A 15,781-nucleotide genomic window follows, 5' to 3' on the forward strand; every position below is an offset into this window, starting at 1 on the left:
TCTTCAATCTACATTTGATAAAGCTGCATTTGACAAAGTTTTTCATTTTTTTTGCTTTTCCTGCAAATTTACTTTATCAAACATAACTGCATACTTATTTTAAGTATGTCGATTTACTCTAAAATTCACTTCAAAACATATTATTTTATAAATAATACATTTTTCAAAATTTAGTTATGAGTTCTAACCTAATTATTTTATACTATAAAAGCCCTTTTGTCAAGGGCTATAAAAGATTTTTTATTCAATAATTTTTCAAAGAAGTTTTTATTTCAAATAATCAAATTATTTTTCTCTTAAATATTTTTCAATACCATTTATCATTCCTGTTACCATTTTTTCCTGATATTCTGGTGTTGACATTTTTCTGTCTTCTTCTGGATTTGACATAAATCCAAATTCAATCAGCGTATTTGTAACTTTGGACCAGTTTGTTCCTGTTAAGTCGTCACGATAGGATACTCCACGATTTTTGGCTCCTGTCGCTTTTACATATTCTGATAATATGTCACGTGAAAATTTGTCGCTGGATTTTTGGACACTTTTTGTGTATGGATTTTTTGGTGAAGAAGTCAAAACTGAAGCTCCCTGTGTTGAGGAATTATTAATTCCATCAGCATGAAGTCTTATGTATAATGAACATCCTGCGTTGTTTGTCTTGATTGCACGTTCTTTATTACTAATATCCACATCGTTTGTTTCACGCACCATAAACACTTTATACCCTTTATTTTTTAAAGCATCTCTTAATTTTAGCCCAACTTCCAGCGTAAGCTGATATTCATATTTTTTTGTTGCTACTCCTCTTGTTCCCGATGAAACTTTTGGCTTTCTTGTGGATGAGCCTGGCGCAATTTCTTCCAAAGCTGAATTTCCTCTAACCTGATGTCCTGGATCAATACAAATTAGCTCATTATTATTCCCGGCCGCATTTAATGGAGCCGCCATCATCAAACCTGCTGTCGCCACATATAACATTTTTTTTATTCCTTTTATCATTTTTCCTCCTGAAATTTTTTATTTAACACCAGTATCTCTAAAATTCTCCTTTTTAATTTTAGTTTCAACATACTGTCATCATTTCAGTTTAGCACATAATTAGAAAATTAACAACAACTTTTTTTAATTTATGTTAAATATTTTCAAACTGACACTTGTTTTTTTTAAAAATCAAGCTATTATATTATTAATAGAATAATTTTAAAAATTTTTATATAGTAAATAAATAAATATTTAAATTTATAGGAGGTTTTTATTATGATTTCTTTCATTTTAGCGATTGTCGCACTTATTTTAGGTTATGCATTTTACAGTAAATTTGTAGAAAAAGTTTTCGGAATAGAACCTGACAGAATGCCACCTTCAATCGAATATTACGATGGTGTGGACTATGTGGAAGTTAGCACTCCAAAAGCGTTTTTGATTCAATTTCTGAATATTGCCGGAACAGGTCCTATATTTGGAGCTATTGCAGGGGCTTTATGGGGTCCAGCCGCATTTTTGTGGATTGTCTTTGGATGCATATTTGGAGGGGCTGTCCATGATTTCTTGATTGGTATGCTTTCACTTAGGGATAAGGGGAGCAGTATTGGTGAACTTGTGGGACAAAATTTAGGTGTTGTGATGCAGCAGATTATGAGAGTTTTCTCAATTGTTTTACTTCTTTTAGTTGGAGTAGTGTTTATAAAATCACCTGCTGATATTCTTCACAATTTGATTCCAGGTGTGAGTGCCATGACTTTTACAATCATTATCATCGCTTACTACATTTTGGCTACAATCCTTCCACTTGATAAAATTATTGCCAAAATTTATCCAATATTTGGTTTTGCGTTGCTCTTTATGGCGATTGGTATTGGAGGAATGTTAATTTATGGACAATTTACAGGAGCTTTTGCAATTCCTGAAATTACTGAAATTTTTAAAGGAAATCCACATCCTAAAGGAGTATCAATGTTCCCTTACTTATTTATTTCAATTGCCTGCGGCGCAGTAAGCGGTTTCCATGCTACTCAGTCTCCAATGGTTGCACGTTGTATAAAAAACGAAACTGAAGGAAGAAAAGTATTTTATGGCGCTATGATTGCAGAAGGTGTTGTCGCATTAGTTTGGGCTGCCGCCGCAATGACAGTATTTGGTGGAATTAAAGAACTTGCCGCTGCCGGAACTCCTGCAGTTGTTGTAAATAAGGCATCTGTTCAATTACTTGGTGTATTTGGAGCATTTCTGGCTGTGCTTGGTGTCGTTGCCTGCCCAATTACGTCAGGAGATACTGCCTTTAGAGGTTCAAGATTAATTATTGCCGATATTTTCAAAATTAAACAGGCTCCAATAAAAAATAGATTTTTAATCGCAATACCTTTATTTATTGTTGGTATTTACTTAACAACTATTGATTTTAACATTATCTGGAGATACTTCGCATGGGCAAATCAAACTTTGGCGGCAGTTTCATTATGGACTGCGACAGTATGGCTTGTTAAAAAGGAAAAACCTTTCTTATTCGCATTAATTCCTTCAATGTTTATGACAATGGTTGTTACAACTTACATAATAATCGCTCCAGAAGGATTTGTAAGATTTTTCAAGAATGTGCCTGTTCACACTATTGAATTTTATGGTATTTTAATTGCAAGCATAGTTACAATCATCTGTACAGCATTATTATTTAACTATAAACATCATTTGCATGGAAAATCTCATCACGCCGGGCATTTAAACGTTGCAAAATAAATAACTAAATAAACAAAAAAATACAGTCAAACAAGATTTTATTCAGAATTCTTCGCTTGACTGTTTTAATTTATTTTATTTTTCACTTTATTTTTTGAACTTTTTCATATATAATATCTCTAAAACTACATTATTTAGGAGAAAAAATGTTAAACTTTATACAAAATATTGATATTTTTATTATTAAACAATTTTACAATTTTCAACACAGCTTAAATTCAAAACTCCTAAGCAACATACTAATATTTTTTACCAACTTAGGAAATCACGGATTAGTATGGATTGCAATAACATTATTTCTGCTTTCTAGCAAAAAATATCGAAAAATCGGATATTTAGCCATAATTTCATTGATTATAAATGCAATTATTGTAAATGTCATTTTGAAAAACCTTACACATAGAGCAAGACCCTTTACAGAAATATCTGACATTATTCTTTTAGTCAAAGCCCCAAAGGATTTTTCTTTTCCTTCAGGACATACCTCAGCATCTTTTACAATGGTATATATTTTTTACAAACATTTAAAAAAATACTTTCCAGCTGTACTGATAACAAGCATTATTATCGCCTTTTCAAGGCTATACTTAACTGTACATTTTCCAAGTGATGTTTTGGCTGGATTGCTTATTGGACTATTTGCAGGGTTTTTGGGGGAGAAAGTTTTTAATAGGAAAAATAATTTGATGAAAAGTTAGGATTTCCTAGCTTTTTTTTGTATAAAAATTTATTTTTCATAATTAATACTCCGAACATTTTATAATCAGCCGCAGTATAAAAATTATAATTCCAAATATCATCCAGAAATTTGACTTTTTTCTTTCATAAGTTTCTTCCTTTATATTTCTGCCTTTAGAATTTTTTTCTATAAAATATATCAAATCGTTATCGTATTCAATTTCATAATTTTTTTCTGAAATTTTATCACCCGTATATTCCCCCATTTCTTCCAGAAAATCCTGTGCATTTCTTATTACTTCTCTCCCAAGTTCAATCAATCCTGTTTCATTTAATACTTTAAATGCCCAGTCCTTTGATTTGTTCCCATTTTCATGTCTATTATTGTAATACATCATATCGCTAATTGCAGGAGCATATTTCATATTAGCGGCTTTTTCATATAGCGTGTATGTTTTCTCTTCACTTTTTCCAAATTCCTTACTACATTCATAAAGTATCCCAAGTTTATAAATAGATTTTGCATCTCCCATTTCCTGCCCAATTTTATACCATTTTTCAGCTTCTTTCTCATTTTCTTCAACTATATCAAAATATTTCCCCAGTTCATAAGCCGCCTCTTTCACTCCTAGAGAATAAGCCTTTTCATACATATCTTTGGCTTTTTCTCCATTGCCTGCAACATAATATGATTTTGCAAGCGACAAATATGCTCTTTCATTATATTGTGCCGCTTCAAGAAACCGTTTTTGAGCATTTCCCTTATCTCTCTTTTCCAAAAGTTCATTTCCCTGATTAATCAGTTCTGCGTATTTTCTGTCTTTTTCATTTCCAAGCATAAATTCAATATTCTTGATTATTTCAGAATTCAATCCCATAATTTGCTTTTCATTTAACAATTTTTCCTGCCATTCTAGTATTTTTTCTCTTTTATTCTGCTTAAAGTAAATTCTTACAAGATTGTATATTAATTCAGCATTTTTTGTATCAGCAATTTTTAAATAAATACTTTCAGCTTCTTCATAATCCTTCTTTTCTTCAGCAATTTTTCCTAGCCTAATTATTGAATTAATTTCGCCATTTTCCGCACCTGCCACATACCAGCCTTTTGCAATTTCATAATTTCCCGATTCTTCTTCAATCAGCCCTATGTAATACATAGCCTCCTTTATTCCTGAATTGTATGCCAAATTTAACGCGTTTACAGCGCTTTGGTTATCTTTCTCGCAATAATAGTAATACTTTCCAAGCTCGTAATTTGCTCTTTGGCTGAATTTCAAGGATTCAGCTATTCTATCCCTTGCTTCTCCAAAAAATCCTGACATTATAAATATATTCGCTGTTCTAATATTTTCTTGATATTCCTCGCTTTCCTTTTTATCATATTCTATAAAATCTTTCCCATAATCTTCTGTAACAATATCATCCAACGAAACTATCTTCACGCCAAATTTATCTATATTCGCTTTTTCTCCATTTTGTTTAGGCACACTTTCCGAAGAAATTCTATTTTCATCATAAGCACTTTCGCTAAAACTCGCTCTTTCTTCAGCTTCATATTTTTCAATTTCACGAACATTTCTTTTTCTTTTTTCCCTTTCCTGCATTTCTCTCGAAAAGTCATCAAATTCATCCATTTTTTTACGATTTCTAAAATTCATTATTATCAAAATTACAATTCCAATAACTACGATTAATACCGATATTAATATTTCCATATTTTATCTTCTACTCCTGCCATCTCAACTTATTATTTCTCTTTTCTCCTGCTCTTGCTGTTATATTTACGATTTTATCCATTATCTTAAACATTATCAATTCAAAATCTATTTTTATCATTCAATGTAAACGCTCATTATTTTTTATTATTTTCTTCCAAAATCTTTTATTTTCAAAAAAACAAAAACTATGACAGCACAAAAAATAAAAAATACCTCAAGATTACCAGCGTTATTATTGCTGTCAATACAATCCTGTCTTTCCTTAGCGTCAACAATACTTTCACAACTTCTCTGATTTGAACTTCCTGAATGAGATCCGTGACTTCTCCAAAAAGATGATGAATTTTCTTGTTCGTCGTCACTTGATTTTTTAGATTTTCCATTTCCTTCTCCATCTGAATGACCGCTCGAATGCTCTCCGCCACTATGTTCTCCACTGTGATGCCCACCACTATAATGATGGCTTCCTCCACTTCCATGAGAATGGCTATGTCCTCCGCCGTGAAAATGTCCACCGCCACCTCTTCTTACTAATTTTTCCATTTTAATCTCCTTTTTTATTCGCTAATTTTCCTAATTCATTTGAAACTTCCAGTTCCTTCACATTATATTTCCTCATATTTTCATATTCATAAGACTGATTAATCCCATTCATGAATACATCTCTACTTTCCACATCTTCCGTCAAATTTTCCTTCAAAAGCATCTTTAGTTCCAAAGCATTAACCACACTTCTTTTCATTGCCGATAAATAATCATTTCTACTAATATTTTGCCAATTCACACACATTCCAAGCCTTTTTATCAACATCTGATCCAGCCAAATTCTAATAGCTCTCCTATTTCCTTCATAAAACGGATGCATTATATTCATCTCAACATATTTTTCAATTATTTCCTCAAAATTATTTTCAGGCATTTTAGAAACTGTCTTTAAATTATCTTCAAGATACATCGCACGACAAAATACAGTATCGCCTTTCCGAATATCATGTTCCCGTATTTTTCCTGCAGTTCCATAACATTCTTGAAACAAATACCGATGTATTTCCTTCAATCCTTCAAAAGTTCCCACTTGAATTTTTTTCAATATCCCATTATCAAATAACTCTTTTGCCCTTTTTTTACTCAAAAATTCTTCATCATCTTGTGAAACTAACCTTTTTAAAATTTTGTCACTTTCGTTTTCCCAGCTGTATTTATTATTTGCCATTTGTTTTTCCTGCTTTCATAAAATTATTTCCATTTTTGAAAAACCATTGAATTATATAATGCCTCAAATAAAGGAAGTTTTACTACCGCTGTTGCCCTTTCAGAAAAAATTATTTCATCTTCTCTTGTTTTTATTTCTAACATTCCTCCAAAATTTCTAGAAACTTTTATTGGCTGTAGCCTATTCCACGGATAAATTGCACCATCCACAACTAATCCTTCTTTTTTTATTATTAACTTATTATTTGGCTTTTCAAAAACTTTACTAGCCTCATTTTGAAGTCTGTCAAGAGGCACAACTTTATCTCTCATAGCTCGATAAACTCTATCTCTACGCTTTCCAAGAAAATCTCTTTTACGGTAATCGGCTTTTATGTCTTCTTCTGAACGTACGCCAAAAACTTCTTCCCCACCTGAATTTATAATTTCTTTAGAAACCGGGATTCTGTCAAGCAGATGATTTTTTAGAAGACTTTGTATAGTTTGTGATGGAAAAGCTATTTCGGATATTGTTCTCCAGTAATTCTTATTATTTCTATAAGCCAGGAAATCCCCTGAATATGTTGTTATTATAAAATATTCCAAAGATTTATAATCTATATCTTCATTTTCAACATTTGTAACAAAAGTATTTTCCTTCAATTCCACAGTTCTTATCCCATTAAACAATATCGTCATCAATATTGAAAAACAGCAAAATACCGAAACTATCACACCAAGCATCGCCACTTGAAAAAAAGGCATCAAAATCCCAGAAATTCCACCAATAATAACCCATTTTATTAAATTTCTATACGTAACTGTACTAAATTTTATAAACACTTTCTGATTGTCTGAAATATCTACACAATTTACTATTTTTTCTTCTTTCCTCCCTAATTCTGATTGCTCTCTCATTCTTTCTGTTTCTACGTAGCTTTTTTCATCTTTCATAATTTTTATCCTCCTAAGTTTTTTGTATTTTTATTTAAAAATTATTTTTCATTCCTTTTAAATTTTTTCCAAATGAAATTAAATCCTGCTCCAAACTCTCCAACTCCCCACTTTTCACATCCCATTCTTCCATTTTCTCCATCTCTTCTTCTTCCAGCCTGTCCAGCTTTTCCTGCACTTCCATCAGTTTTTCCATATTATTTTCTTTTCCAGCTTTTTCGTATTCAGCGTTTAAGTTTTCTCTCATTTCTGTGATTTTTTCCATTTCCTTTTCCAGTTTTTCAATATCACGTTTCAATTTTGCGATTTTTCTTGACTGTTCCTTCTGCTCCTGATATGAAAGTTTTTTCTCTTCCTTCGTTTCTAGGTCTGTTCCCTGAGAAGCTGATTTTGCTGTTTTTAGGCTTTCTTTGTAGTCTTCGTAATTTCCTTTGAATTTTGTAAGTCCGTTTTCGTCAAGGCAGTAAATTGTGTTGCAGACCGTGTCTAAAAAGTGTCTGTTGTGGGAAACGACTAGCATTGTTCCGTCAAAATCCTCCAAAGCATCCTCCAGCACTTCGATGGAATAAACATCCAAATGGTTAGTTGGCTCATCTAAAATCAAAAAATTGGCTTTTTCCATATAAAGTTTCAAAAATGCCACACGGACTCTTTCTCCACCGCTTAGCATACTGATTTTTTTCTGCACATCATCTCCAGAAAACAAAAATCCACCTGCGAGTGTTCGCAAATATTCTTCTGTCAAATCAAGTGAATTGTTTATTTCCTGTAAAATCGTATTTTCTTGCGAAAATTCCTGATGATTCTGATCATAATATCCGATTTTTAGCCTTGTTCCAAACTCAATTTCCCCTGTATCCTTCGGCAATTTATCCAAAAGTATTTTTAAAAGCGTAGATTTTCCAATCCCATTTTTTCCAATAATTCCAACTCTTTCTCCACGAAAAAGCTCAAAATTTATATTATTCAAAACTTTTTTCCCGTCAAAGCTTTTAGACAAGTTTCTAACTTTCAAAACATTTTCCCCACTCATTTTAGCCGTTTCAAATTTTAGCCTCATTCTTTGTGGATTAAATACAGGATCTTCCATTCTCTCAATTCTATCCAGTATTTTTTGCCGTCCTTTCGCCTGTCTTGCCTTTATTCCAGCTCGAAATCTGTCAATATATTCCTCCATTTTCTTAATCTTTTCCTGCTCCTTCTCATACCGCTTGATTTCCCCCTTCAAAATCATCTCTTTTTGAAGAATAAACGATGAAAAGTTGCCATCATACTTGTGTAATTTTTTATTTTCCAACTCAAAAATTTTTGTACAGACATTATCCAAAAATATTCTATCGTGAGAAACAAGCAAAAACGCCTTATTATACCTTTTCAAATAATCCTCAAGCCACTCAATCGAAATCAAGTCCAAATGGTTTGTCGGCTCGTCCAGAATCAGCAAGTCAGGTTCAGATAAAAGCAGTTTTGCAAGTGAAACACGTGTTCTTTCCCCACCGCTCAAATCCTGCAATAGCAAATTCTCATATTCTCCAGTAAGCTCAAGTCCTGTAAGCACCTGCTTAATCTTGTATTCAATCTCATAACCATTTTTTGCCTCGTAAATAGAAGAAAGTTCAGCAGACTTGTTAATCAGCTTTTCCATTTCATCTTCGTTCGCTGTTCCTAAAAGCATATTAACTTTCTGAATCTCATCCCAGATTTTTCTCTCTTCCTCAAAAATAGTCATCATTTCCTCATAAATCGTATTTTTTTCATCTGAAAACTCTGTATTCTGTGACAAATACCCAATTTTTGTAGCCCCACTTTTCACAATTTCCCCAAACTCATTAAGATTATTCTCATTCCCATCAATCCGCTCTTCCCCCAAAAGCATCCTGATAATCGTAGACTTCCCAGCCCCATTTACCCCCACAAGCCCAATCTTGTCTCTTTCTTCAATCGTAAAATTAACATCTCTCAAAATATATTCCCCCGCAAATTGCTTATATACCTTGTTAAACTGAACTAAACTCATTAAATTTCCTTTCCTTTTCCCCATTTTTATCAAATTATTTTTATTTAAATTTATTTTTAAATTATATCATTTTTGATATTTGTTTACAACGTTTGTGAAATTTTGTAAAATAATAAAAAATTATAAGAACTTGAATTTTGCGAGAAATTAAGTTATAATATTCACAATTATAGAATTCAATAATAAAAAAATATTTAGAAAGTTGAGGAAAATAAAATGAAAAAATTTATATTTTTAGCAATGATTTTAATGCTTGCAAGCAGCTGTGGAGTAATTCAAAGAGCAAATATGAGAAGAGCGATAAAAAATAGTGGAGGCTCATGCGAATATGTATCAGGTGTTGGAGAAATCTGTGCAGTGCCTATAAGACAATAAATTCTACTGAATACTATAAAAATAAAAAAGGCTTCTACTCAATCAAGAACAGAGCCTTTTTTCATAAATTTTACCTCTCGATTCCCAAAACTTCGCAATTTCTCACAAACAAAAATGAAACATCTTCAACTAATATTTCCGATTTAGAAATAAAAATTCCCGTCATTTTATCTATTTCTTTTAAAGTTATTTTCTCGTTATCAAATCTTTCAATTATCCCAAATTTTTCAGAATATGATTTCTCATGCTCAAAATGCACTAATATTTTATTCTCAAAGCATTTTTTCAAAACTTCTTCTATTTTCATTTTTACAATATTTGGAAAAATTTTTTCTAAATTTATATCTTTTGTTTCTATTAAATTCATTCTGTCATTAACTTCTTCAATATCCGACATTTTTAATAACGTAAATTTACAATCGCCAAAAAATAAATCCTTCTCGTTAATCAAAATATGATTATCATCTTGAAAAATAATATCACCTAAAACATCCTCTAAATCATAAACTTTTATTAGTTTATTTTTTTTAATTTCGCTATCTTTTACAATAATATCTTTTATAACATTTTTTCCTGCTCTTATAATTTTTACTCCATATTTTCTTATAATTTCTTCTTCATCTTCATTTTCTTCATCACAAAAATGAAACCAAAAAAACTCATCTGAATTTTTAATTAAATAGCCATTATTATTCCAATCTCTATCATAAGAAATTTGTAATCTTATTTTATTTTTTATAAAATATTCAAATAAATGTTCAAAAAAATTATCTTTTCTTAAAATAACAGTTTTTCCCTCATTGGAAAGTCTCTCTTTTATATTTTCCTTCATTAATTCTAAATACCATTTTTTTCTTCCTAATTTCTTTAATTCTTCATCTTTTAAAAATTTGTATCCTTCATACTTTCCGTAAGGGTTAATTGATGTGAAAATATGAAATTTACTACTATTTCCAATATAATTCCCAACAGAAAATCTATCTCCTAAACGTGAATACTCCAACAACTCGTCTTTCCCAATTTTTTCTAAAATCTTTTTCATAAAATTCTCCTATTCTACAAAACTTTTACTCATTTTTAAAAGTCTAAAAACCCCAATAAACACAATATTTTTTAATGTTTAATTTCCTTACTTTTCTACACTCTTTGACAAGGAGTCTTGATTCCTTGCTATGCTACTCAATTTCTGCAACTTTTTACTCTTATAGCTGGCTACAAATCAATTACAGTTCTTTCTTACTTTCATTAGATTTACCACTAACATCCTCTTCCTTATCTACATTTTGTTCATCAGAATCTTCATTTTTTCCTTTATTAGAATGAATAACGTATCTTGATCCTGAAAACATTATTTTTGAAAACATGCTTTTTATTCGGCTGCTTCCGCCAGGATATACAAATGTTTTTTCAAAGGAATAAACTCTCGTTAATTCCAGCAATGAAAATAATCTTAAAATAAATCCTATAACAAAGGCAAATCTTATTGTGTAAAATTGTTCCCCAAAAATATAAATTACTCCGTTATTTATAAATTTTCCCAGTATTCCACCAAATAATCCGGCCAATATTGCTGAAAGCCCTGAAACCATCGCATAAGCTCCTACATAAGCATCAGCAGGCTCGCCTGAAACTTCCATCATAAGATTCAGTAAACTTAATGTTATCGCTGTAAATCCTATCGCATCAATTACTGCGGCTGCAAAAAGCATTGACATTTTATTGTCTTGAGTCATTGAAAAATAGGTAAGCACATAATATGTTGTAAAAAATATTCCCATTCTTAACATTGTCTTGTTTCCGTATTTATCAGACAATTTTCCATAAACTAGATAAAGTATGCTTGACAATACCGCTGTTAGGACTCCCATTTGGGAAATAAACATTGTATTTACACCAAGCACTTTTATTCTGTAATATTCTGTCATTGGCTTTAGAAATTCCCATGTAAACAGCCACACAGAAGCAAATTTTAGATAAACGACAAAATTTTTATTTTTAAATGCTGTCTTTATGCTCACTTTTTTCATATCGCTTTCTGAATCAGGCACATAATGAAGACACATAAATATCGCTGATCCTATTGCTGAAAGCGACATTGCCATTGTCAAGATGAGCATTGCAGTTTTCCTATCTGGCATTGACAAGACATATCCATAAAGCAAAGTATAAACCACAGTAGACAACGACGAAAATAAATTACGTTTCCCAAAATACTTCCCTCTTTCCCTTTTATCAATAATTTTCGTCATCACAGCTGTCCAGACATTATTTGAAAAAGGTGAAACAAGAGCATAAATAAACATTACCGCAAAATAGACTTCCTGCCTTCTTATATCAAAAAAAACAGCAAAAGGCATAACACAAATAACCAGCCTTGAAACAGTCGCCGCTATCACCATCGTCCTTTTCCTGCTCCCAAGCAGAAGATTTACCCGCTTAGTAAATATCTGCAGCAAATATCCTGCTGTTGGCAATGATGATACAATTGATATAAAAAAAGAACTCATATTAAAATAAATCGCCAGGCTCAAAAGCACAAAACTCTGCATTCCCACTGAATATCCATTAAAGAACATAACCTCCAGTATCGCATATTTTTTCGTATTTTCTATTGAATGTTCCTTATCCATATTAACTCCTTCACTAAATATTCAAGTTTTTTCATACCAAAAATTAATAAAAATATTCCAATTTTTTACATTACACTTTTTATGCCGCTCTAACAATCCCTCTTCCAATAAAAACTCCCACAACCGACAGCACAACGCTCAAAACCGCATATCCCAATGCAATCCAGGTGTTCCCCTTCTCAATCAAGTTATACGTTTCCAGCGAAAATGTAGAAAACGTCGTAAATCCTCCACAAATTCCCACTCTCCAGAATAAACTCCAATTCTGTGAAACCTGCTTTCCAGCCACCACCTCAACAACAACCCCAATCAATATTGCTCCCAAAACATTTGTAACAAAAGTCTGCACAGGAAAACTCACTTTCATAGGCACAGCACTAATCAAATACCGAAGAATCGCCCCAATTCCCCCACCAATTCCAATCATCAAAAATTTCATTATTCACCATCCTTGATACTAAAAATTTATCTAAAAGATAAAAAAATTAGGCTTTTATGAGATAACTTTAAAAATAAAATAGTCCCTTTGCCTAATTAAATATATTTATTTTACAATATTTTATTTTTTACCGCCAAAAAATTTCCCAACTAATCCCATTACATCATCCATAACATTTCCATCTTTATTTGAATCTAAAAGATTTGTAACCATGCTCATAATTCCACCTTCTCCTGCGAAATTTGCCGCAAGGTTAGATGTCAAATTTCCGATTCCTTGTGCATCCAGATTATTTTCCTTTTTTTGCTGTCCCAATGCACCCAATACAAGGGGAGCTAAAGTTTGTAATATTTTCATGCTTCCTTGAGTATCAAGCCCGCTTGATTGTGAAACGGCATTTGCTATATTTTGAGTATTATTTCCAAATAAATGTCCCAAAATTCCTGCTCCATCCTTCAAATCAGGATTTTTTAAATAATTATCCAGATTGTTTAATACTGAACCATCATGCTGATTCAATGCGTTATTCAATCCTTCCGCTTTTTCACTGTTATTTGCATTTTTATTAACTGCTGCCAATATTGCCGGTAATGCCGCTGCAACGCCATTTTTAACTTCCGTGCTGTTTCCCCCAACCTGTTCAGCCAGTTTTCCTAAATCCTGTCCTTGTAATAATCCTAATAATGCTTCTAAATTCATTTTCCCTCCTAAATTTTTGCTATTTATTTTGATTTTATTTTTTGTATGCTCAAACTTACTTTATATCTAACCAATGTGTTAAATAATATTAAAAGCTGAGCAAAACAGCAATAACTTTTAAGTTTGATTTTAAAGTGATATTTACAATAATTTTCAAATTAGTATACATCCGATACTTACCTTCCTCCCAAATTTGTCATTCTTTGAGAAGTTATTTCTTTTTTATCATTAAATTTAAGATTTTGAATGCTTGTAACTGCATTTTCGTTTTCTGATTCTCTGGCAAAAAATATAAATTCACCTGTCGCTGAATCTATTCTTATTCCATATATTATGCCATTTGTGTATGTTAATAAGCTTGACAGCTCCTTTTCTCCCATACTTGCCAGAATTTTCGTGTAAATTACTCTCGCTTCAGACTCGTTAATCTTTTCATCAGATACCTGTATAAGATTAACTACCATGTTTTCAATTATCCCCAAGTTAGCTCCATCCACCTTGCTAACCTTCAGAAATATGCTGGTTGCACTTATTCCGCTGTAATCAAGCGCATAAATTGCATCTCCTTTGGAATGTATCTTAGCGTAATAGTAGTTCTTGTTTTCATACACCAATTTTTCAAAATCTCCAATGCTTATTTTATTATCTTTAGACTTTTTAGAAAAAGTTTCAATTATTTTTTCAATAGAATTATTTGAAAAAATATTTTCCTGCGCAGCTTTATTCTGTACATTTTCAGGATTTCTTTTTTTCTCCTGACTCTCCTTTTTACCACAGCTCAGCATAAAAATAACCAAAAAAAGCAAAAACAGCACCTTACTTTTCTTCAACATTTTTACTACCACCTAATTTTTATATACTCAAACCTCTTCAAAACTGAATCAAGCCAAAATTTATTGCAGTAATTAATTCTTTATTTATAACAATCCAATTTTGAAGTAATTTTATACATTATACAATATTATTCTTAATTTTTCCATATTTTTTCACAAAAAAAGACTATCTAAAAATAAGTTGTACTCATTTTAAATAGTCTTAAAAATTTATAAAAACAAAAACTTATTATTTTTCAATTTTTGTATAAGGCATCAAAGCGATTTGTCTAGCTCTTTTAATTGCTTTAGCAATTTTTCTTTGAACTTTAGCTTCTAATCCTGTTACTCTCGCTGGAGAGATTTTTCCTTTATCGTTCATAAAGTTTTTTAACAGTTCAACGTTTTTATAATTAATATCTTCTACTTTAAATTTAACTTTTGGACGTCTTTTTCTTCTTTTAAATTCTGTAACTGGTTTAGCTCTCATTAATTTGCACCTCCTAAAACTTTTTTAGTAAATTTTATTTCCTATTATAAAATCTACTTAGTTATCATTAAAATGGAAACTCTTCATCGTCTTCCATATCATCATTATCATCATCAAAAGTGTCATTCTGTACTGGTTTGCTGTTATTATTGCTAAAAGATTTGTTTTGCTGGTATCCTTCGCTATTCCCAGAACTTTTCGAACTTTCAACAAATTCAAAGCTATTTACGACAACATTCATTCTTCTTCTTTTTTCACCGTTCTGTTCGTAACTATTTACGCTTAAACGACCTTGTACAAGAATTCTATTACCTTTTCTAAAATATTCAGCAATTGTTTCAGCTGTTTTTTCCCAGACAGTACAGTCAATAAATTCTACTTCATCTTTTGTTTTTTGTACAGCTAACGAAAAATTTGCAAATACCTTTCCTCCCGAAGTAAATTTTAATTCAGGATCTCTTGTCATTCTTCCCATTAGTATTACTACGTTCATAAATTTTCCCCCTATTTTTTTATTTTTTCAATTTAAAATAACAAAACCTCAAATTTAAAATTTAAGTTATTTCAAATTAGTCATTTTTAACAATCATATATTTCAAAAGTGATTCGTTAATGTTTAATTTTGCTTCAATTTCAGTAAATTGAGTTCCATCAGCTTGGAATGTTGTTAAAACATAGTATCCGTTTTCTTTTTTCTTGATTGGGTAAGCTAATTTTCTATCTCCCCAGATTTCTGTTTTAACTTCAGTTGCTCCACCAGCTGTCAATGTTTTTTCTACAAATTCAACTCCAGCTTGTTTTTCTTCATCTGTCAATTGTGTAGACAAAATAAACATAATTTCGTAATTTCTCATTTCTTTCTCCTTTCCTATGGCTTTTTAGCCCTACTTCCACAAATAGAGCAGGTTTTATTATTATACCAAAAAAGCCTAATAAAATCAAGTCATTTTCAAAATTATTTAGCACTATGAAATCCTAAATGTCTCTGTACACAAAAATAAAACTATCCAGATTTTCTTCAGCAAATAGTTTTATATTGTAT

At 31.2% G+C, this 15,781-nt stretch carries 17 protein-coding genes; 3 read left to right on the forward strand and 14 right to left on the reverse strand.

Annotation, left to right across the window (positions count from 1 at the left end):
* Positions 1–285: 285 nt before the first annotated feature.
* Positions 286–999: an N-acetylmuramoyl-L-alanine amidase gene (locus tag FVE77_RS11380; RefSeq protein WP_026745853.1), complete on the reverse strand. Its 714-nt coding sequence runs from the start codon at positions 997–999 to the stop codon at positions 286–288.
* Positions 1,000–1,257: 258 nt separating this feature from the next.
* On the opposite strand from FVE77_RS11380, the gene FVE77_RS11385 reads away from it, so the two are divergent.
* Positions 1,258–2,733 carry a carbon starvation CstA family protein gene (locus FVE77_RS11385; RefSeq protein WP_036087795.1) on the forward strand — a complete coding sequence of 492 codons (1,476 nt, stop codon included), beginning with the start codon at positions 1,258–1,260 and terminating at the stop codon, positions 2,731–2,733.
* A 146-nt stretch (positions 2,734–2,879) separates the two neighbouring features.
* Positions 2,880–3,431, forward strand: a complete 552-nt coding sequence (locus tag FVE77_RS11390; RefSeq protein ID WP_026745854.1) for a phosphatase PAP2 family protein — start codon at positions 2,880–2,882, stop codon at positions 3,429–3,431.
* Positions 3,432–3,473: 42 nt separating this feature from the next.
* Here FVE77_RS11390 and FVE77_RS11395 read toward each other — a convergent pair whose 3' ends face one another.
* From FVE77_RS11395 to FVE77_RS11415, 5 genes are all read right to left on the reverse strand, one after another.
* Entirely contained in the window at positions 3,474–5,129 is a 1,656-nt protein-coding gene (locus FVE77_RS11395; RefSeq protein ID WP_026745855.1) for a tetratricopeptide repeat protein, read from the reverse strand.
* A gap of 147 nt (positions 5,130–5,276) precedes the next feature.
* Positions 5,277–5,675: a hypothetical protein gene (locus FVE77_RS11400; protein WP_021744587.1), complete on the reverse strand. Its 399-nt coding sequence runs from the start codon at positions 5,673–5,675 to the stop codon at positions 5,277–5,279.
* Between the two features lies 1 nt (position 5,676).
* Entirely contained in the window at positions 5,677–6,345 is a 669-nt protein-coding gene (fic, locus tag FVE77_RS11405; protein ID WP_026745856.1) for a protein adenylyltransferase Fic, read from the reverse strand.
* A 23-nt stretch (positions 6,346–6,368) separates the two neighbouring features.
* Complete coding sequence (locus tag FVE77_RS11410; protein WP_026745857.1) at positions 6,369–7,277, reverse strand: hypothetical protein; 909 nt, start codon at positions 7,275–7,277, stop codon at positions 6,369–6,371.
* A 34-nt stretch (positions 7,278–7,311) separates the two neighbouring features.
* A complete protein-coding gene (locus tag FVE77_RS11415) occupies positions 7,312–9,294 on the reverse strand; it encodes an ABC-F family ATP-binding cassette domain-containing protein (protein WP_051254480.1) in 1,983 nt (660 codons plus the stop codon).
* Between the two features lie 216 nt (positions 9,295–9,510).
* On the opposite strand from FVE77_RS11415, the gene FVE77_RS11420 reads away from it, so the two are divergent.
* Positions 9,511–9,669, forward strand: coding sequence for a hypothetical protein (locus tag FVE77_RS11420; protein WP_006806112.1), 159 nt, complete (start codon positions 9,511–9,513; stop codon positions 9,667–9,669).
* A 70-nt stretch (positions 9,670–9,739) separates the two neighbouring features.
* Here FVE77_RS11420 and FVE77_RS11425 read toward each other — a convergent pair whose 3' ends face one another.
* The 8 genes from FVE77_RS11425 to rpsF form a co-directional block, all read right to left on the reverse strand.
* The gene (locus tag FVE77_RS11425; RefSeq protein WP_026745858.1) at positions 9,740–10,711 is read right to left on the reverse strand and encodes a hypothetical protein; all 972 of its coding nucleotides are present in this window, start codon (positions 10,709–10,711) and stop codon (positions 9,740–9,742) included.
* Between the two features lie 181 nt (positions 10,712–10,892).
* Complete coding sequence (locus FVE77_RS11430; RefSeq protein WP_026745859.1) at positions 10,893–12,299, reverse strand: MFS transporter; 1,407 nt, start codon at positions 12,297–12,299, stop codon at positions 10,893–10,895.
* A gap of 79 nt (positions 12,300–12,378) precedes the next feature.
* A complete protein-coding gene (crcB, locus tag FVE77_RS11435) occupies positions 12,379–12,738 on the reverse strand; it encodes a fluoride efflux transporter CrcB (RefSeq protein WP_026745860.1) in 360 nt (119 codons plus the stop codon).
* 120 nt (positions 12,739–12,858) lie between these two features.
* Positions 12,859–13,437, reverse strand: a complete 579-nt coding sequence (locus FVE77_RS11440; RefSeq protein WP_026745861.1) for a DUF937 domain-containing protein — start codon at positions 13,435–13,437, stop codon at positions 12,859–12,861.
* A 176-nt stretch (positions 13,438–13,613) separates the two neighbouring features.
* On the reverse strand, positions 13,614–14,270 hold the full coding sequence (locus FVE77_RS11445) for a hypothetical protein (RefSeq protein WP_036087799.1): 657 nt from the start codon (positions 14,268–14,270) through the stop codon (positions 13,614–13,616).
* Between the two features lie 229 nt (positions 14,271–14,499).
* Positions 14,500–14,739, reverse strand: coding sequence for a 30S ribosomal protein S18 (gene rpsR, locus FVE77_RS11450; RefSeq protein WP_006806119.1), 240 nt, complete (start codon positions 14,737–14,739; stop codon positions 14,500–14,502).
* 67 nt (positions 14,740–14,806) lie between these two features.
* Positions 14,807–15,232, reverse strand: a complete 426-nt coding sequence (locus tag FVE77_RS11455) for a single-stranded DNA-binding protein (RefSeq protein ID WP_026745862.1) — start codon at positions 15,230–15,232, stop codon at positions 14,807–14,809.
* Between the two features lie 76 nt (positions 15,233–15,308).
* A complete protein-coding gene (rpsF, locus tag FVE77_RS11460; RefSeq protein ID WP_006806121.1) occupies positions 15,309–15,593 on the reverse strand; it encodes a 30S ribosomal protein S6 in 285 nt (94 codons plus the stop codon).
* Positions 15,594–15,781: the final 188 nt, after the last annotated feature.

The organism is Leptotrichia hofstadii (assembly GCF_007990525.1).
In the GTDB taxonomy this organism is placed as follows: domain Bacteria; phylum Fusobacteriota; class Fusobacteriia; order Fusobacteriales; family Leptotrichiaceae; genus Leptotrichia; species Leptotrichia hofstadii.